General features: G+C 42.9%; 10 protein-coding genes and 2 pseudogenes. 3 read left to right on the top strand and 9 right to left on the bottom strand.

The window, feature by feature from the left end; all coding sequences use genetic code 11:
* Positions 1–12: 12 nt before the first annotated feature.
* The 5 genes and pseudogenes from bshB2 to MUN89_RS07885 all read right to left on the bottom strand — a co-directional run bounded on the left by bshB2 (position 13) and on the right by MUN89_RS07885 (position 8,040).
* Positions 13–669, bottom strand: a complete 657-nt coding sequence (gene bshB2, locus MUN89_RS07905; protein ID WP_244712730.1) for a bacillithiol biosynthesis deacetylase BshB2 — start codon at positions 667–669, stop codon at positions 13–15.
* Positions 662–1,033: a YojF family protein gene (locus MUN89_RS07900; protein WP_244712728.1), complete on the bottom strand. Its 372-nt coding sequence runs from the start codon at positions 1,031–1,033 to the stop codon at positions 662–664. The genes bshB2 and MUN89_RS07900 overlap by 8 nt, the downstream gene beginning before the upstream one ends.
* Positions 1,034–1,100: 67 nt before the next feature.
* Positions 1,101–3,977 carry an excinuclease ABC subunit UvrA gene (gene uvrA, locus MUN89_RS07895; RefSeq protein WP_244712726.1) on the bottom strand — a complete coding sequence of 959 codons (2,877 nt, stop codon included), beginning with the start codon at positions 3,975–3,977 and terminating at the stop codon, positions 1,101–1,103.
* Positions 3,978–3,984: 7 nt separating this feature from the next.
* Positions 3,985–5,963, bottom strand: a pseudogene (uvrB, locus tag MUN89_RS07890) (excinuclease ABC subunit UvrB).
* Between the two features lie 493 nt (positions 5,964–6,456).
* Complete coding sequence (locus MUN89_RS07885; RefSeq protein WP_244712724.1) at positions 6,457–8,040, bottom strand: peptide chain release factor 3; 1,584 nt, start codon at positions 8,038–8,040, stop codon at positions 6,457–6,459.
* Between the two features lie 295 nt (positions 8,041–8,335).
* Between MUN89_RS07885 and MUN89_RS07880 the strand changes: the two genes are divergently transcribed.
* A complete protein-coding gene (locus tag MUN89_RS07880; RefSeq protein ID WP_244712722.1) occupies positions 8,336–11,539 on the top strand; it encodes a DEAD/DEAH box helicase in 3,204 nt (1,067 codons plus the stop codon).
* A gap of 40 nt (positions 11,540–11,579) precedes the next feature.
* Here MUN89_RS07880 and MUN89_RS07875 read toward each other — a convergent pair whose 3' ends face one another.
* The gene (locus MUN89_RS07875; RefSeq protein ID WP_244712720.1) at positions 11,580–12,461 is read right to left on the bottom strand and encodes a COX15/CtaA family protein; all 882 of its coding nucleotides are present in this window, start codon (positions 12,459–12,461) and stop codon (positions 11,580–11,582) included.
* A gap of 279 nt (positions 12,462–12,740) precedes the next feature.
* On the opposite strand from MUN89_RS07875, the gene MUN89_RS07870 reads away from it, so the two are divergent.
* Positions 12,741–13,394 carry a haloacid dehalogenase type II gene (locus tag MUN89_RS07870; protein ID WP_244712718.1) on the top strand — a complete coding sequence of 218 codons (654 nt, stop codon included), beginning with the start codon at positions 12,741–12,743 and terminating at the stop codon, positions 13,392–13,394.
* A 13-nt stretch (positions 13,395–13,407) separates the two neighbouring features.
* On the opposite strand, the pseudogene MUN89_RS07865 reads toward MUN89_RS07870, so the two are convergent.
* Together MUN89_RS07865 and MUN89_RS07860 are read right to left on the bottom strand one after the other, a co-directional pair.
* A pseudogene (locus MUN89_RS07865) lies at positions 13,408–15,356 on the bottom strand (PAS domain S-box protein).
* A gap of 252 nt (positions 15,357–15,608) precedes the next feature.
* A complete protein-coding gene (locus MUN89_RS07860; RefSeq protein ID WP_244712716.1) occupies positions 15,609–16,442 on the bottom strand; it encodes an ABC transporter ATP-binding protein in 834 nt (277 codons plus the stop codon).
* Between the two features lie 378 nt (positions 16,443–16,820).
* Between MUN89_RS07860 and MUN89_RS07855 the strand changes: the two genes are divergently transcribed.
* The gene (locus tag MUN89_RS07855; RefSeq protein WP_305852452.1) at positions 16,821–18,215 is read left to right on the top strand and encodes an NADP-dependent glyceraldehyde-3-phosphate dehydrogenase; all 1,395 of its coding nucleotides are present in this window, start codon (positions 16,821–16,823) and stop codon (positions 18,213–18,215) included.
* 152 nt (positions 18,216–18,367) lie between these two features.
* Here the strand turns inward: MUN89_RS07855 and MUN89_RS07850 are convergent, their stop codons facing one another.
* Positions 18,368–19,333: a bile acid:sodium symporter family protein gene (locus tag MUN89_RS07850; RefSeq protein WP_244712715.1), complete on the bottom strand. Its 966-nt coding sequence runs from the start codon at positions 19,331–19,333 to the stop codon at positions 18,368–18,370.
* Between the last annotated feature and the right edge of the window lie 117 nt (positions 19,334–19,450).

Genomic DNA, 19,450 nt, shown 5'->3' with positions numbered 1-19,450 from the left:
GTGTCCATACTATTACTTGGTTGGATAGCGGTAAAAACGTTCGGTTTTTAATCGATTGACTTGCTCAGAAGCCTGATCATGCTTTTCAATGAGGTTCATCATTCCATCAGCCTGCGAAAGATGGGATTTGATCGCTGCAAGCTTTTTATCCCAATAAGGGGTTACGTCATGGATGATTTCAGGCTTACCAAGGCGCTCCTCATGATCATTCGAGATGGCATGCATCCAAATCTCCGGACGTTCTTCCTTCTTCATCTTCTCCACTGCTGCTACGACCGCGGCTCCGAGAGCGTCATGGTCCGGATGGACAGCAAACCCCGGATAGTGGGTAATCACTATTGAAGGTTTCAGTCTTTCCAAACGTTTGAGAAGATCTTCTGCAAGCTCATCGATCGGTTCAAATTCTATGGTCTTGTCACGGTAACCCAATAATTCCAAAGAAATATCGAGCTTAGTCACTGCTTCTTTTAATTCCTGAATGCGATAAGACGACAGCGTTTCCCGGTTCGCAAAAGGAGGGTTTCCCATATTTCTACCCATTTCACCTAATGTACCGCATAAATAAGTAACAGGTACCCCTTCTTCACGAAACTTGGAAATCGTACCTGAAGCTCCAAATGATTCATCGTCCGGGTGGGGGAAAACAACTACGACATGCTGCTCATTCATTTAGATCAGCCTCATGAGAGAAAGGCGTTTCGCTGATTTCCAAAGCGACCATCAACCTTCCTTCGCGGTCATGACCCGCCATGAGCAATCGATCGTTATCATCGATTTCATAGTCAGTCACTCCTTCCGCATAAACCCAGCCGATATCCAGCTTCAAACCAACACGGAAAGATCCTCCAGTACTGACAATCTTCCCATGCTGGTAACTGACCCTGGCATTCCTAATAAACGCCCCAACATTATAAGCTTCTTCATCAAAATGGCTTGCATAAGCGCCATTTGTCGTTTCCAAATGGATATAAACCTGTTTGTCTGCAAGCTCATCAATCTTCGTCTGCACTTTTTCCTGTTCGATTATTTTCATTGACGAATCCTCCCGTTAAGCATCTCTTGTTTTACGATACTTAAAATATCGGAAAGCGTCAAAACATCTACTTGCTCACCACTTTTTCCCGTGTCTGCAATTTCTTTTCCATCCGCTTGCGATCTCTTTCCAAAATTGGCTTTAAATAACGCCCTGTATGGGATTCCTCTGTTTCTGCTACTTCCTCTGGAGTTCCCGTGGCGATGATTTGACCGCCTTTTTCACCACCCTCAGGTCCAAGGTCGATGATATAATCTGCTTCTTTTATAACGTCGAGGTTATGCTCAATAATTAAAACAGAGTCGCCATTTTCAACGAGCCTCTGCAGCACTTGAAGCAGTCGGAAGATATCATCGACGTGAAGACCTGTGGTGGGCTCATCCAGGATGTAGAAGGATTTACCGTTAGAACGGCGGTGCAGCTCACTGGCAAGCTTCACGCGCTGGGCTTCTCCTCCAGACAGCGTTGTGGCGGGCTGACCAAGCTTGATATATTCAAGACCTACGTCCGCAACAGTTTGTAATTTCCGTTTGATCTTTGGAATGTTCCCGAAGAATTCCAAAGCTTCTTCAATCGTCATTCCGAGTACATCTGCGATGCTTTTTCCTTTATATTTCACTTCAAGCGTCTCACGGTTGTATCGTTTACCGTTACACACTTCACACGGTACGTAGACGTCGGGCAGAAAATGCATTTCTATTTTTATTATCCCGTCTCCTCTGCAGGCTTCACAGCGTCCGCCTTTGACATTAAAGCTGAACCGTCCTTTTTTATAGCCACGGATTTTCGCTTCATTTGTCTGTGCAAACACATCGCGAATATCATCAAATACACCTGTATAAGTGGCAGGATTGGAACGGGGTGTCCGGCCGATGGGAGACTGGTCAATGTCAATGACCTTCTCTAGCTGGTCTATCCCTTCAATCTCCTGGTGTTTCCCGGGTTTCTGCTTGCCCTTATGAAGCTTCATAGATAAAGACTTATATAAGATTTCATTTATCAGGGTACTCTTTCCGGAGCCGGAAACTCCGGTGACAGCAGTAAATAACCCTAGCGGAATAGAAGCATTGACCTTTTTCAAGTTATTTTCTTCTGCTTTTTTTATCGTTAATTTACGTCCATCAGGCTGACGCCGCTTCGCTGGAAGAGGAATGAATTTCTCCCCTGATAAATACTGGCCGGTTAACGACTTTTTGTTCCGCATTACTTGCTTAGGAGTTCCCTGCGTTACGATATGACCTCCATGAGCACCGGCACCAGGACCGATATCGATTAAATAGTCAGCTGCAAGCATCGTATCTTCATCGTGTTCAACGACAATAAGGGTGTTATCCAAATCCCGCATTCTTTTCAGCGTTTTGATCAAGCGGTCATTATCCCGCTGATGAAGACCGATGGATGGCTCGTCTAATACATAAAGAACACCTGTCAAAGCAGAACCGATTTGAGTGGCAAGCCTGATCCTTTGTGCTTCGCCGCCTGATAAAGTGCCAGCTGAGCGCGATAATGTCAGATATTCTAAGCCTACATTGGATAGAAAGCTGAGCCGCTCGCAAATTTCTTTTAAAATCATATGGGCAATCGTCTTCTCTTTTTCAGTCAGCTCAAGATTCTCAAAAAATTCTTTTGCCTCGGTAACGGAAAAATCAGTCGTCTGACCAATATGCTTTCCATTAATCAAAACAGCAAGCGCCTCTTCGTTTAGACGGTTCCCTTTACACTTCGGACATGGCTTTTGGGCCATATATTTTTCCATCTGCTCCCGAATAAAATCCGAGCTTGTTTCCCGGTAGCGGCGAGAAATATTTGGTATCACGCCCTCAAAAAAGATTTCGCTTTCCCGTACTTTTCCAAAATCATTTTCATAACGGAAGAAAATTTTCTCTTCTCCGCTTCCATAAAGCACACGCTCCATCAGGTCCTTCGGAATGTCTTTCACGGGCATATTCATATCAATGCCATAATGGTCACAAACACTTTTCAAAAGCTGCGGGTAGTACTGGGAACTATTTGGTTCCCAGGCAGCGATCGCATGCTGCTTCAGAGACCGGGACCAGTCAGGAATCACTAGATCAATATCAACCTCAAGCTGTGTCCCGAGACCATCACATCGGCTGCAGGCACCGTAAGGGCTGTTAAAAGAAAACATCCGGGGTTCGAGTTCACTCACGGAAAACCCGCAGATCGGGCAGGCATGGTGCTCACTGAACATGAGTTCTTCCTCCCCGATGACATCGGCAAGGGCGTGACCGCCTCCTAATTGAAGAGACGTTTCCAATGAATCCGAAAGCCTGCCTTCCACGCCTTCCTTCACGACAATCCGGTCTACCACCACTTCAATGGAGTGCTTTTTATTTTTATCTAATTTTATTTCCTCGGAAATCTCACGCATTTCCCCGTCCACGCGCAGGCGGATATATCCCTCTTTCTGCAGCTGCTCAAACACTTTAACATGCTCACCCTTACGACCAGATATAACAGGGGCTAGAATTTGCAGTTTCGTCCTTTCAGGATATTCCATAATCCTGTCCACCATCTGCTGAACGGTTTGCGAGCTGATTTCTATCCCATGCTTCGGACATGTAGGTCGTCCGATTCGTGCAAATAACAGGCGAAGGTAATCATAGATTTCCGTAACCGTCCCAACAGTAGACCTTGGATTACGGCTGGTGGTTTTCTGGTCTATCGAAATAGCCGGGGAAAGTCCTTCGATGGAATCTACATCCGGCTTGTCCATCTGCCCGAGAAATTGGCGGGCATAAGCGCTTAAAGATTCGACATAGCGGCGCTGCCCTTCCGCATAGATCGTATCAAAGGCGAGCGAGGACTTCCCTGATCCGGATAAGCCGGTCATGACTACCAGCTTATTTTTGGGTATATCTAAATCGATGTTTTTTAAATTATGGGCTCTGGCACCTTTTATACTGATATGCTTACTAGCCATATCGTAATCATCCTTCCGCTTTTAGTTCCAAAATAATATCCCTTAGCTCGGCAGCTTTTTCGAAATCGAGGTTGCGTGCTGCCTGTTTCATTTCTGTTTCCATATTGTCTACAAGTTCCTGGCGTTCTTTCTTTGTCATCTCTGATGGCTTTTTGCCTGTATCGTAGGAAGCTTCTTCTTCAGCTGCCGTAGTCGCTCTGATCACATCACGAATTTCTTTGTTAATGGTTGTCGGCGTCACTCCATGCTCTTCATTATAAGCAATCTGCTTCTCCCTGCGTCGGTAGGTTTCATCAATGGCAAACTGCATGGAATCGGTAATTTTATCGGCATACATAATGACCCTGCCGTTTTCATTTCTCGCCGCACGGCCGATCGTCTGAATGAGGGAGCGATCCGAGCGAAGGAAACCTTCCTTATCGGCATCAAGAATTGAGACAAGCGAAACCTCAGGAATATCAAGTCCTTCTCTTAACAGGTTGATGCCAATCAGGACATCGTATTTGCCTACCCGTAAATCACGGATGATTTCAATTCTTTCGAGCGTCTTAATTTCAGAATGAAGGTAGGCGACTTTCATATTCAGTTCTTTCAAGTAATCGGTGAGATCCTCAGACATTTTTTTCGTCAGGGTAGTCACAAGCACTCGTTCATTTCTATCCGCACGCTTATTAATTTCACCGACTAAGTCATCAATCTGGCCATGAATCGGCCGAACATCAATTTCCGGATCAAGCAGTCCTGTCGGGCGGATAATCTGTTCCGTCATTTTAGGAGAATGCTCCTTTTCATATGGACCCGGAGTTGCAGATACATAGGTGATTTGATTGATATGATTTTCAAACTCTTCGAATTGAAGCGGACGGTTGTCAAGAGCCGAAGGCAGTCGAAATCCGTGATCGACAAGCACCTGCTTCCTTGCCTTGTCCCCGTTGTACATCCCACGCACCTGAGGCAAGGTCACGTGTGATTCATCTACCATAATCATGAAATCATCAGGAAAGTAATCGATGAGTGTATAGGGGGTGGCTCCTTGTTCCCGAAACGTCAAATGGCGTGAGTAGTTTTCAATACCTGAACAAAAACCCATCTCCCGCATCATTTCCAAATCATAATTGGTCCTCTGTTCCAGACGCTGGGCTTCGAGAAGCTTATCTTCATCTCTCAGCTCCTTCAAACGTCCCTGAAGTTCTTTCTCAATATTTTCAATTGCTTTTTTAAGCTTTTCTTCTCGTGTAACGAAGTGGGAAGCTGGGAAAATAGCTACATGTTCACGATCTCCGACAATTTCCCCTGTAAGAACATCTACTTCTCGTACCCGGTCGATCTCATCTCCAAAAAATTCAACCCGGATGGCGTGGTCTTCACGGGAAGCCGGAATGATCTCCACAGAATCCCCTCGTACACGAAACGTTCCGCGTTGAAATTCTATATCATTTCTTGCATATTGAATGTCTACTAAATTACGGAGCAGTTCATCACGGTCCTTTTCCATACCGGAACGTATGGATAATACTTGACTGCGATATTCGTCCGGAGAACCTAAGCCATAAATACACGAGACACTGGCAACAATAATGACATCGTTCCGCTCAAATAAAGCGGACGTAGCAGAGTGGCGCAATTTATCAATCTCATCATTGATGCTCGCGTCTTTTTCTATAAATGTATCGGAAGACGGTACATACGCTTCCGGCTGATAGTAATCGTAATAACTGACGAAATATTCGACAGCATTATTTGGAAAAAATTCTTTAAATTCGCTGTAAAGCTGGCCGGCTAACGTCTTATTATGGGCAATGATCAAAGTCGGTTTGTTTACTTGCTGGATGACATTGGACATCGTGAACGTCTTTCCTGTTCCCGTTGCGCCAAGCAGAGTTTGATGTTTTTCCCCCGATTGATCCCTTCCACGAGTTCTTTTATTGCTTTTGGCTGGTCCCCCTCCGGGGAATACTGTGAAACTAATTCAAATTGATTCTCCATGACGAATCCCTCCGTTCCGAACTCTATCACCAATAGTTTACCACATCATTTTAACATTCTAACACAAAACGAACAAACATTCGGTCTTATAGAAAAAACCACACTTCTCTTTTGGTGTGGTTTCTTAAAAATCATATATTAATAAGCGTCTTTCATGATAATGACAGTGTACGATGTTTTCATTCGATGGTGTGCCATCCCCTTATTTGTATGGTACACGTTTACCTGTCCTTTTCCTGTCCTTTTCCTGACCTTTTCCCCTTATACAACGCTAGATCTGCTTGAATAATTAGATCTTGCATTTTATTAACAGCCGTTATCATTTCGGTAACCCCGCTCGTAATTCCTAATGAAAATGAAGAACTTGATACTTCAAGTGATTTCCCACATTTCCACTCCCCATACTATGCCTTCTATTGTTTATTATCATCGATTTCAACAAATTTTTTAGTAAAAAAAACCGCTGCACAGTAATGCAGCGGCCAAAAGATATTTATTCGTAAGCCTGGTCGTACTGATTCACTTCAAATAGGTCAATTAGCTCTATATCCGGATTTTTGTCAATAAACCAGCGCAGCGAAAAGTCGTTTTTAAATAAAACGAGCGGATTCCCTTCCCGATCCTGGACGAGCATATTTCTCTCATCAAACAAGGATTCGTCCACTTGCTCAGGCTTCAACCAACGCGGAATTCTCTCTCCGATAGAAGTAAGTTCAATTTCCACATTATATTCATTTTTCATCCGGTAATCAAAGACTTCATACTGAAGTTCTCCTACCGCCCCAATAATGTAATCTTCAAACCGGTAACGTTTAAACAACTGGATCGCTCCTTCCTGCACGAGCTGCTCCAGGCCTTTTTTAAACTGCTTCGCTTTCATAACGTTCTTAGCGGTCACTTTTTTAAACAGCTCAGGCGGGAATTGAGGAAGTTCATCATACTCGAAATTCCGCCGGCCGGTAACAATTGTATCGCCAATCCGGTACACATTCGGATCATAGATTCCTATGATATCTCCGGCATATCCTTCCTCTACAGTCCCCCGTGAAGAAGCCACAAACTGCTGGGACTGGGCGAGCTTAAACGTCTTTCCAGTACGGGATAACGTTACATTCATCCCGCGTTCGAACTTCCCGGAACAAACACGGACAAAAGCGATACGATCCCTATGCTGAGGATTCATATTCGCTTGGATCTTGAAGATAAAACCCGAAAACTCTTCGTGGTCGGGTGAAACGGTTCCTTCTGTTGAGCGGCGCGGTGCCGGCTCAGGTGCCATATCAATAAAAGTATTAAAAAAGGTTTCAACGCCAAATGGGGCGAGGGCACTTCCGAAGAAAACAGGCGTTTGATCGCCTTTTAACACTTTATCCATGTCAAAAGAATCCCCAGCTTCTTCTAAAAGCAGCATTTCATCCTGAGCATCACTGAATTCAGCATGTTCAGTGATATCGGTCCGCTGATCCAATTCACTGTATGGAATATATTCTTCCGATTCATTTCCAGTAAAATGTACAAACTGTTCGTGATTTCGGTCAAACACACCGAGGAACCGCTTGCCCATTCCAGCGGGCCAAGTAATCGGATACGTCTCGATATTGAGTGTTTCTTCAATTTCTTCCATTAACTCAAAAGGGTCGCGGCCTTCGCGGTCCATTTTATTAATAAACGTAAAGATCGGAATTCCTCGCATCTTACATACTTTAAACAGCTTGATGGTTTGGGCTTCAATCCCTTTTGTCCCATCAATAATCATTACTACGCTGTCAACAGCTGTAAGCGTACGATACGTATCCTCACTAAAATCTTCGTGCCCGGGAGTATCTAAAATATTGACCTGGTAATCCTTATAAGGAAAGTTCATGACGCTGGAGGTCACTGAAATTCCACGCTGCTTCTCAATTTCCATCCAGTCTGAGGTAGCAAATTTTCCTGACTTCTTCCCTTTTACCGTCCCAGCTGACCTGATAAGATTCCCAAATAACAGCATCTTCTCCGTCATCGTTGTTTTACCGGCGTCCGGGTGAGAAATAATTGCAAAGGTACGTCGCTTTTTCATTTCTTCTTTTATATTCATCGTCATATCCTCCATCGATAGTAAGTTATGGACTCTAAGTATTAAGGCAGGATATACGTATCACATTGGTCGATTCACTCCAAAAAAAAGCCGCTCACTCTAAGAGCCGGCTGAATTATATTTAAAACTCATACCTTGAAAGTTAGCACAACCACTATGGAAAATCAATCCTATTCCTCTGCTTATCCAGCTTGTATTTTCCTATCATAACCAAAAATAGTTATAAAGGAAGGAAGATAAACTCCCCTTCTACCTGTTATAATAAAAAAAAATCAACAATAAGGATGCCATTGTTATGCAGTCATATTTATTACAACCTAACGACATCATTAAAATCACCGGGAAAAGTTATTATGACCGTGGAAAGCGGTATTATGAATTGGGAAAGGTGTATGGACTTTCCCATAACAGCGCTATTCATTCCTGGCGTGCCGTCGTAACGGGTACTCATGATTATGAAGTACGCGTTTTCTTTTTTGAAGACGATGACCTTGAAGCGACTTGCGAATGCCCCGCATATGAGAAGTATTTCTGCTGTAAACATATTGCTGCGGTCCTCATCTCAATCCGGGAGTGGGCAATTAAAGAAAGTGCGCCTTCCCAATCAAGCACGCTTATCACTTCCAAAAATGATACTGGAAGCCATGACCGCTTATTTGCGGGGCAGCTCTTTGAAACATTCCGTCAGCGCCGGGAAAACCGTTACAATGCCCATTTAAAGAAACCTCTTCATATAGAGTATTACGTACACCTTCAATCCTTGCTTGGCAGTAAGAATTTAGGGATTGAATTAAAAATTGGTGAAGATTACATGTACGTGATTAAAAACATCAGACAGCTTCTTCAGCATATTAAGCAGGGACAGCCATACCGGTTATCAAAAAAATTCAGCTATGATCCCGATGAACACCAATGGAGCAAAGAAGACACCGATCTTCTGCAATTGCTCCACAAATCCTATGAACAGGAATTATTTTACGAACGCCAATGGAACCAGTCTGATCAGAAAATACTGACCATACCTCCGTCTCTGGCTGAAGAGATGCTGAGTAAGCTTGCTTGCCGCTCAAGTCAAATGGTTAATCGTGGAACTGTAGAAGGAGAACTTCATATGCACGACAGCTTTCCTGAAATGTCCTTTTATATTTCAGAGGAACGCGGGAGCTTCCACCTTTATATGGATAAATTAAAAGCCTACGAGTATTTAAGCAACTATCATTTGCTGTATAAAGACGGCAGCTTCTTCCCTTTAGATGAGGAAAAAGAAAGCGTGATTCGAACTTTAAACACACTCCTTCCTTATAACTCTAATGGGAACCACACCGTCAATTACCAGGATATGGAAGGTATTGTATCTCACGTCCTGCCAGAACTTGAAACCATTGCCGACATTCAATTGGATGAAGCTGCGCAAAGGAAGATCCTGCAAACAGATTTACAAGCAGCTATTTATCTCGATTTTGCCCAGTGGACGCTTACGATTGATGTCCATTTCAATTACGGCGACTATGCGTTCAACCCTTTTAACCATCATTCTACCGGTAATCAGGTTATTATTCAGCGGAACACCGAAAAGGAACAAGCAATTATTCAAATCATTGAACAAGCGGAATTTAAATTTGACGGAGAAATGGTTTATATCGATGATGAATCTGCACTTGATGATTTTGTGAATGTGTATTTAAAAGAACTGAACGAATTGGCCGAAGTGTTTTTATCTCCATCTGTGAAAGCTATGCTCCACCAGCAGGACCAGGAGCTTAAACCGGATATTCAAATAGCGAGTGAAGGCAGCTGGCTGGATATTAATTTTACCATTGAAGGCATCAGCTCTGATGATGTCACCGAAGCCTTGAAAGCAGCCATTGAACGGAAACGATATTATCGTCTGTCAAATGGAGCACTCCTTTCATTAATGAGCGACTCCTTTCAGCGTTTTCAACGCCTCGCCTCAGAGCTTGAATTAACATCTGAGGACATCAATGAGCAGTCAGCGAGAGTCTCTCATGCGCGCAGTCTCCAGGTCGACAGTGCCTTGCACCCGACGAGAGACGAAAGCTCGGCACAGTTTAACCAGCTAGTCGAACTGATGAAAGCCCCCCAATCTCTTGAGCTTGATCCACCTAATGGCCTGCGGGCGGAGCTCAGACCGTACCAACTGACAGGATTCCGTTGGTTTAAGACCTTGGCGGCATATCATTTTGGCGGCATTCTTGCAGATGATATGGGACTTGGTAAAACGCTTCAGACTATCAGCTTTTTACTATCGGAAAAAGAACAATCTTCCTTAAATAATCCCGTACTCATCGTGGCTCCTTCCTCCTTGCTTTATAACTGGCGAAAGGAAGTAGAGAAATTCGCTCCTGTATTGAGTACCGTCATTATTGCCGGCGACCCATCCACACGCTCAGAAGCTATGCGGACTGCCGCTTCCAAAGACTTGTGGATTACTTCCTATCCTTTACTAAGACAGGATGAGGCCTTTTATAAGAAACAGCATTTTCACACTATTATTTTTGATGAAGCTCAGGCAATAAAAAATGAGGCGACCAAAACTGCCAATGCCGCTCGTCACATAAATGCCAAGCATCGTTTTGCTTTAAGTGGAACACCCATAGAAAATTCTTTGAATGAATTGTGGTCTCTGTTTAGAACAATCATGCCAGGATTCTACAAAAGCAAGCGGAAGTTTTTGCAGCTCAGTTCAGAAAAGATTGCGCGAATGACCCGGCCGTTTATCTTAAGGAGAATGAAAGAAGATGTACTTGAGGACCTGCCTGAAAAAATTGATTCCGTTCAATATTCTGAGTTAACGCGGGACCAAAAAGAAGTATATCTGGCTTATTTAGAAAAAATTCAATCTGAGATCAACGCTACCATTGCTACGAAAGGCATCCAAAAAGGGAAGCTTGAAATTCTTGCCGGCCTTACAAGACTCCGGCAGATTTGCTGCCATCCTTCCCTCTTCCTTGAAAACTATAATGGAGAATCCGGCAAGCTGGAGCAATTGAAAGAGCTTGTCAAGGAATTAAAGGCCGGGGGCCACCGGATATTAATCTTTTCTCAATTTTCAAGTATGCTGACTCTCTTGTACGAGGAATTAACGGCCTGCGGTCTGGACAGCTTCTACTTAGATGGAAGCACCAAAACGAAGACACGGATGGATATGGTGGATCAGTTTAATGAAGGAGAAAAAGAAGCATTTCTTATTTCCTTAAAAGCTGGGGGAACCGGCTTGAACCTTACCGGTGCGGACACGGTTATTTTATACGACTTATGGTGGAATCCAGCCATTGAAGAACAAGCAGCTGGACGCGCTCATCGCATTGGACAGGAAAAAGTAGTCCAAGTCATCCGTATGATATCCGAAGGTACCATTGAAGAACGGATCTACCAGCTGCAGCAGAAGAAAAGGGATCTCGTAGACCGCATCATCCAGCCTGGTGAATCCATGCTGAGCTCACTTACTGAAAATGAAATCCGTGAACTACTGCAATAATAATAAAGCCCTCCACTTCTTTAGCGGAGGGCTTTACATGTTATCTGGGATTTCTTTGCATTTTAAACCAATAGCCTCCCAGGATCGATGCACCAATCACCATGGTGATGGTGGAGATGATCATGTGAAGAGAAGAGGCGATAATAATATTTCCTGTGATCACTATGACAAAACCAACAACCGCATTTAAAAGGATCGTGATAAAGTACAGCCACGCAAGCGTAAGATGATACCGGAACTTTGTTGCGTAAATCACAAACCATAAGGCAGCAACAAAGATCACTACTGTAGCAACCCAGTGCAGTGAATAAATCATATTAGCCAAATTGGCATTCTTCACTAAATATTCTACAGCAGGAATATCTAATAGCACGTTGCTCGCACGGCTGTGCTTGAAAAATGCACCTAGTATAATCTGGGCTAAATAGAGGGAGTAGCCAACTAAAAAGGCCTTGTAGCTCATAGTCACGGCTTCCCTGCTTGCCTGGGGAACCACTGTTTTTTCCTTGTGAAGACTGTAACTGAGTAACACAAGCACTAACAATAACGCCTGGCTGAACGTTACATCGAGCGTAGTAAATCCAGGCGGCGTCCCGAGCAGGACATTAAATCCGCCAACTAAAGATTGTAAAACAAGCAGACCAAGACTTAATAAGGCTAAAATAAGGACAGATCGATTTTTGCGATATTTATAGATAGCTCCTGCTGCATTTATGACTGTTAAGAACACCAGTAATGGAACCATTAACCGGTGGGAATACTCAATAATCATATGATAATTCGTAAAGTCCGGAATCACTGATCCTTTGCAGACCGGCCAGGTCGTTCCGCAGGCATCACCGGATTTTGTAGCAACAACTACATTTCCAAGGATTAATGCCAAAAACGTAACGAAAGTAGTTAAAATTGAAAATTTCTTCATGGTTTTACCCTTTCTCTATTTAAAATCAGGAATAACCCTAGTTTCTCCATTACAAATGATATCATGAAAACCAAAGGAGAGAGAACGGAAAAGGCAACTTATGGTCATGAACTTTTTGTGAACAAAAGCCTGTGTTAGAGAAGTTTAATCCTTCCGCTTCCATTTTAGTAAACGATCAGTAAGCCCATTCCCTCCTTTTCTGCCCATTAATCCCAGTCGATCGCTCGTTTAGACAGCTGTGTTAGAGGGAAATTCCGCAACGAAAGGAGCTGAGCAGACATGAACGAACACGCTTATGTTTTTGATGCATATGGCACATTGTTTGACGTGCATTCGGTTAAGGAAAAAATTCATGAGTATTATCCAGATTACAGCACAGCAATTAGTCAGGAGTGGAGAACGCGACAGATCCATTACTTTCTCGTCCGCCAATTGATAGACGGATACGAGTCGTTTGATATCATCACCCGGCGGGCATTAATCGATGCCCTGCAGTTCAGCGGCATCGAAGCAGATCCTGAAAAAATACAAGTGTTTATGGAACAATACAAAAGATTAAAGCCTTATCCAGAAGTAGAGGAACTTGCTGTACAGTATCCTCAGAAAAAGTTGACAATTTTTTCAAATGGCACAAGAAACATGCTGAAGCCTTTACTCGATTTCAACGAGCTTTCTTCTCAATTCGAGCTCTTAAGTGCAGATGACACAAAAATATATAAGCCTCACAAACAGGCTTATCAATACGCACAGGACCACTTGGATGAAAATAAAGATAAGATCCTCTTCTTTTCCAGTAACCCCTGGGATATTGCCGGAGCAGCTCAATTCGGTTTTCATACGGCCTGGGTTAACCGTGGTGAGGAGAAATGGCCGGAGTTAGGGATTGAACCCACTTATATTCTTCACAACTTAAAAGAAGTTTCTGATGCATAAAAAAGGATGGCCATCAGCCATCCTTCATTTCTTCATAAAGGCAAACCTGGTCTTTGCCTTGCTTTTTGCTATAGTATAAAGCCTGATCAGCCAGCCTGAATAATTCCTCTAGCGATCGGCCGTCCGACGGAAAACTTGCAGCACCTATAGAAAACGAGGAAGCAATGATGCTTTGTTTCAAATGATAAGGCTGGCGCAGGATCTGCAATAATTGCTCCGCTCTTTGCTGAACGTAGTCTGTACCAGGTACATCGAATAAGAGAATTGCAAACTCATCCCCGCCTATACGAGCGACAAGATCGCTTTCCCGCCCCAATGATGCAGCCGAGTTCCTACCATTTTGAGAAAGTCATCCCCTGCATCATGCCCGAGCTGGTCATTTATTTCTTTAAATTGATCTCCGTCTAAATAAAGTAAGGCAGCTTTACCATTGACTGTCTGTTTCAACCTTGACCTGCCCTGATCTTCAAACAAACGGCGGTTGGGAAGACCTGTTAAATAATCATAGAAGGCCAGTTCCTTTAATTTCTCTTCATAGCTTACTTGTGAAGAAATATCTCTGGCAACCAGCACAATATTTGCTACGCTTCCCTCAGCAAAAACTCCTGTTCCTCGGCATTCATGCCAAATCCATTGCTGATTCTTCTTTAACAAACGAACCTTTAAGGAAAAAGAGGTCTTCCCTTCCTGGAAAGCTATAAAAGCCTCTTTTACGAAACGGAAATCTTCTGGGTGAACCCTCCCGATAACTTTTTCAGCCGTTGCTTGAACCGGGTCAAAACCAAATAATTTTTCATGAGAGGGAGATGCATATTTCAAGGTGCCGGTTGGAGTGAGAACTGCAATAAGGTCGCGGGAATGATTAGCAATTAACAGAAATCTTTCTTCACTTTCCTCAAGTGCATTTAACACTATATTTTGATCTGTGGTATCTTCCATGATCGCGTAAAGCGATACACGCCTGTCTTCCAGTATTATCGGGACTAAACAAACTCGAATATTCCTCTTCTCCCCGTTTATATGAAAATTCGTTTGGAAAACAGCTTCATTCGAATGTTTTCCTTCGAAATAAGTTCTCACCTTATTTTTATCACAATCAGGAATCCAGGAGAAAATGGATTTGTAAGATAGTGCTTTTTCTGTAAGGTTCATCATCTTGAGAAACGCCGGATTCGCTTTAAGAATGGTTCCATTTATCGTCAGCCTTAGAATGGGTTGAGGATTGTATTCAAACAGCGCATGATAACGATGGCGGCTTGCGGCTAGTCTTCCCTCAGCTTTCTTATATTCTGAGATGTCCCGAATAATGGAGCTGACTGCTATTACTTCCCCACTTTCTCCGTGAATCGGGGATACCGTTATTTCGACATCCAATTGAGTCCCATCTTTATGTTGACGAACGGTTTCAAAAGCGGCTGTTCCTTTTCCATCTATAGCTTTATGTAGAAGATCATAAGCTTCTTGAAGATACCTGACGGGTATAAACGGGAATACTGTCTCCTGCAATTCTTGTTCATGAAACCCGTACAATTTTTCAAAAGCATCGTTAACCTCAAGTGTCTTCCCATCCAGCGAGACAATTAATATAGCATCTGCCGTATGCTTCATCAGGGATTTAAATTTCGCGTTCATGCGTTTCAGTTCAAGTTCCTTACTGACTAATTCAGTAATATTGCGGGTAATGGCCAGTACATGGGTGACCCTGTCATTTTCATCCTTTAAGGGTGTTAAAAGGGTGTGACCGAAAAATTCAGTCCCGTCTACCACTATTTTATCCTCGTAAGTTCCTGGAACTCCTGATCGTAAAACTTTTAAATATTCTTGATTCAGCTGATTCGCATAATTCGGTGCAAGAATATCTTCTATTGTTTTCCCCGACCAGTTCGATTGACCTATTTTATGGTATGTTTCAGCTGCATGATTAACATAAGTGTACCTGAAGGACTCTCCTTTAACTTCCATAAGGAAAATAAAATCTGAGACGCCGTCCATCAAAAAATGCAGAATATCTTCACCAGGGACCTGTCCTGAAGCGTCTTTAAATCGAGCCTTAAGTACTTCGTCCATCCTCACCACTTTTATCGCCTCACCTATACTCATCCAATCTTGTGTGTGTATACACATGATACCATTTGACTAGCTGAATGGAACATCTCTTTTTAAAATCATACAAAAAAGAGGATATCAGCTGCTTGATATCCTCTTTCCTTATTTCTATCCAATTGACTGACTCTTAGCTTCCTGCTGAGCTGCTTTAATAAGGCAGCGGCCTTTCCCATGAGGGATACACATTGGAGTTCCGAATAGTGGATCCTCTCTGACATCACATCTCATTTCAAACACATTCTGCATTAAATCACACGTAATTACGTCTTCAGGTCTTCCTTGTGCAAATACCGTTTTATTTTTCACAGCAATAATATGATCTGCGTATCGGCAAGCGAGATTAATATCGTGAAGCACCATAACCACTGTTCGTCCTTGATTCTGATTCAAATCAAAGAGGAGATCCAGGATTTCTATTTGGTGGGTCATATCTAAATAAGTAGTTGGTTCGTCAAGGAGCAGCGTATCTGTGTTTTGAGCAAGCGTCATCGCAATCCAGGCACGCTGTCTCTGTCCGCCGGATAGAGAATCTACTGTTCTCTCACGCAAGTCCATCAAGTTAGTATCCTCCAGCGCATGGTTAACAGCCTTTTCATCCCCGTCAGACCATCTCTTCGTAATTCCCTGATACGGATACCGCCCCTGTTTTACGAGCTGATATACGGTCAAACCTTCTGGAGTTGTAGGGCTTTGCGGCAGGATCGACATTTTCTTTGCTACTTCTTTCGTACGCAGCTTGGAAATATCTTCACTGTCTAATACAACCTGACCAGACTTAGGCTTTAATAAACGAGCAAGTGACCGCAGTAAAGTTGATTTACCACAGCCGTTTCCACCAATAAGTACAGTCACTTTTCCTTTTGGAATGCTGATATTTAATGAATCAATAATGGTTTGATCTCCATAACCAAGGGTCAGATCATTTGCCAACAGTGTATCCATACAATCGATCTCTCCTTTAAGCACACTTTCTATTAAGCTGTTGGTTTTTATCATGAATTAGAATTTATTGTAAGTATTTAAGAATATTTTTACTCAATCTCTAGTTTATGAGGTTAGGAAACCCTTGTCAATGAATATGAGAATCATTTTCATATACTCACCGCTAATATAGCTATGCCATAACGAGTCGAAAAGAACAAAATTCACTTCCCTATATTTTAATGAAATAACGCGTTAAACGGATATAGAAGAAGAATCAGTTCAATGTAAGCGGTTTAACAACGTTGTTAGGCTGTTTATACGATTTGATGGAATTTATTTTGTCACTTATAATTAGAAATCAGAATTTTCAAATAATATGTTAGGAGTGAATTCACTATTAAGCATACGGTAGAAGAAAACGTAAGGGATGTATATTCAGTCACAGGGGAAGCTCGTCTAGGTAATATCAGTCTCATGAGTAAGGAAGATGTGGATCGTGCCATTGATCAGGCATCGGACGTGCAAAAAAATTGGAAGGAAATTGATCTTCATACGAGAGCGAGAATTCTTCATCAATGGGCGGACAACTTGGTCGATAAACAATTGATAATTGCAGATATGATTTCACATGAAGTAGGGAAAGGGATGTCTTCTGCGAAGAAAGAAGTCCTGCGTACGGCTGACCTTATTCGTTATACAGCTGAAGAGGGACTTCGATCCCATGGCGATTTAATGCGGGGAGACTCTTTTAAAGGCGGGCCGTCTTCGAAACTTGCTATGGTTGAACAGGAACCTTTAGGAGTTGTATTAGCCATTTCTCCTTTCAATTACCCAGTCAACTTGGCCGCATCTAAGATTGCTCCCGCTCTTATAACAGGAAACGCTGTGGTCTTCAAACCTGCCTCTCAAGGAAGTCTTAGTGGTAAGTTAATGATAGAAGCTTTGAATGATACGGACCTTCCAGAGGGGACCGTACAGCTTATTACAGGGAAGGGTTCAGAGATCGGTGATTTTCTTGTCACTCATCCAAAGATAAACATGGTAACGTTTACGGGAAGTACACAAACAGGACAAGCTATTTCCCAACAAACAAAAATGGTGCCGGTAGTCCTTGAGTTAGGCGGAAAAGACCCTGCGTTAGTTCTGAAAGATGCTGATTTAGACCTTGCAGTGAAACAAATCGTCAGTGGCGCTTTTTCTTATTCAGGACAGCGATGTACAGCTATAAAAAGAGTACTTGTTCAGGATGAAGTTGCTGAGGAATTGGTACAGAAACTTAAAGAAGCCATAAATAACCTGTCCGTTGGGGATTACCAGCAGGAATCGGATATTTCTCCTCTCATCAACACAAGAGCTGCTGATTACGTGGAAGAATTAATCGATGAAGCCTTGCAGAAGGGAGCTCATGCCGTCACAGGAAATAAGCGGGAAGCAAATGTTATTCACCCCACTCTTCTCGATCAAGTTAACGAAGACATGCGGGTGGCTTGGGAGGAACCTTTTGGACCAGTACTTCCTGTAATAAGAGTTCAAAACGAAGAGGAAATGGTTAAATTAGCCAACCTATCTGAATACGGATTACAGGCAAGTATTTTTACTAAAGATACTCAAAAAGCGATTAAATTAGGTTCACAGTTAGAAGTCGGTTCCGTACAGCTGAATGCAAAAACAGAAAGAGGACCGGATCACTTTCCTTTCATTGGTGCGAAAAGCTCCGGCCTGGGATCTCAAGGTATTCGCAGAAGTATCGAATCTATGACACGGGACAAGCTGTTTGTCCTGAACTTATAGAAAAAAGGACCGGAATTCCCGGTCCTCAGCTCGTAGAAAAACCTATGGTTTTTCTACGAGCTTTTTTTATGGATACTGAGGTCTAATAATTGTTCGCCTCTCTCTTACAAAAGAACTTCCGACACATTTGAACCTGATTTGCCAGCCAGCTCCTATGATGTTTCGACAGCAGCTCTCTCTGCAGCCCTCAAATTACGGGACAGGAAAAAGCCGGTAAACGAAGCTAAAATCTGCTGAAAAAGCATTCCGACAATAACAGGAACGGCTACTGGCGGAGGGAAATAAGTGATCGCAATCACTGCCCCTCCGCTGATATTCCGCATCCCGCTGTTGTACGTAAGCGAAACAACGATAGGAGAGCTTTGCTTTAATAATCTGCCTGTGATAAACCCTGTTCCATAGGCAAGTACAGCCATTCCAAAAACGGTAACCGCAATAAGCAGTAACTTTCCATTGACCTCCTTTAAAAAAGGTGCCACGTCCGAGCTGTTAATGGCTACAACTAAACCTATTCCCACTTTTGTAAAAGGAGCGAATGCCGCACTTAGCTTGTCCGATGTTTGCTTTTTAGCAAATTGATTGATGAGCATCCCTAGTAAAGAAGGAAGTACGATCATCCAGAAAAGCCCGGACATAATGGCAAGTACGTCCATTTCCACAGAGGTTCCTACAAAAATCTTCAGTACGTACGGGACCACAAAGGGAGCTAGGAGTGTATCCACCAAAATAATAGAAAGGGTTAAGACGACATGACCTTTGTAAATGGACACCCAAATCAAGCTGGTGATTCCTGTAGGAATAACAAAGGATAAAATAAGTCCCGTAACGGTATAGGAATCCCCTGGGAAAAGCAAAGAACCAATTCCTAAAGCTATTAGCGGCATAACTAAATGTAACACCAGGAGACAGGCGAGCAGCGGCAAAGGCTGTCTCAATACCTTTCTTAAATCACTGAAATTTGAATTCAGACTCCCTGAAAAAGTCATGACAGCAAAGATCCACGGTACTAGAAACACAAATTCTTTGAGCCATGCTGAAAAAATGACGCCGATCACAACACTTGCAGGAGTAATAAACGGCATGCACTTTTGCAAAATCATATTTATACGCTGCAGCATCCTATTATCCACCCTATCTTAGTATCAATCCATATAGTTTAACACGCTCTTTAGGTTTATGCTCTACTAAAGGTTTAACGTCAGCCTATGTACTTTTGATTCCATAAAAAAGCCCTG

Origin of the sequence: Halobacillus salinarum (genome assembly GCF_022919095.1) — a bacterium.
In the GTDB taxonomy this organism is placed as follows: Bacteria; Bacillota; Bacilli; order Bacillales; family Halobacillaceae; genus Halobacillus_B; species Halobacillus_B salinarum.
The sequence above is the reverse complement of the archived record's forward strand: the minus strand, read 5'-3'. Positions and strand labels throughout refer to the sequence as shown.

Coding starts and splice junctions, on each gene's coding strand:
- bshB2 (WP_244712730.1), bottom strand. CDS start 669: ATGAATGAGCAGCATGTCGTAGTTGTTTTCCCCCACCCGGACGATGAA.
- MUN89_RS07900 (WP_244712728.1), bottom strand. CDS start 1,033: ATGAAAATAATCGAACAGGAAAAAGTGCAGACGAAGATTGATGAGCTT.
- uvrA (WP_244712726.1), bottom strand. CDS start 3,977: ATGGCTAGTAAGCATATCAGTATAAAAGGTGCCAGAGCCCATAATTTA.
- MUN89_RS07885 (WP_244712724.1), bottom strand. CDS start 8,040: ATGAATATAAAAGAAGAAATGAAAAAGCGACGTACCTTTGCAATTATT.
- MUN89_RS07880 (WP_244712722.1), top strand. CDS start 8,336: ATGCAGTCATATTTATTACAACCTAACGACATCATTAAAATCACCGGG.
- MUN89_RS07875 (WP_244712720.1), bottom strand. CDS start 12,461: ATGAAGAAATTTTCAATTTTAACTACTTTCGTTACGTTTTTGGCATTA.
- MUN89_RS07870 (WP_244712718.1), top strand. CDS start 12,741: ATGAACGAACACGCTTATGTTTTTGATGCATATGGCACATTGTTTGAC.
- MUN89_RS07860 (WP_244712716.1), bottom strand. CDS start 16,442: ATGGATACACTGTTGGCAAATGATCTGACCCTTGGTTATGGAGATCAA.
- MUN89_RS07850 (WP_244712715.1), bottom strand. CDS start 19,333: ATGCTGCAGCGTATAAATATGATTTTGCAAAAGTGCATGCCGTTTATT.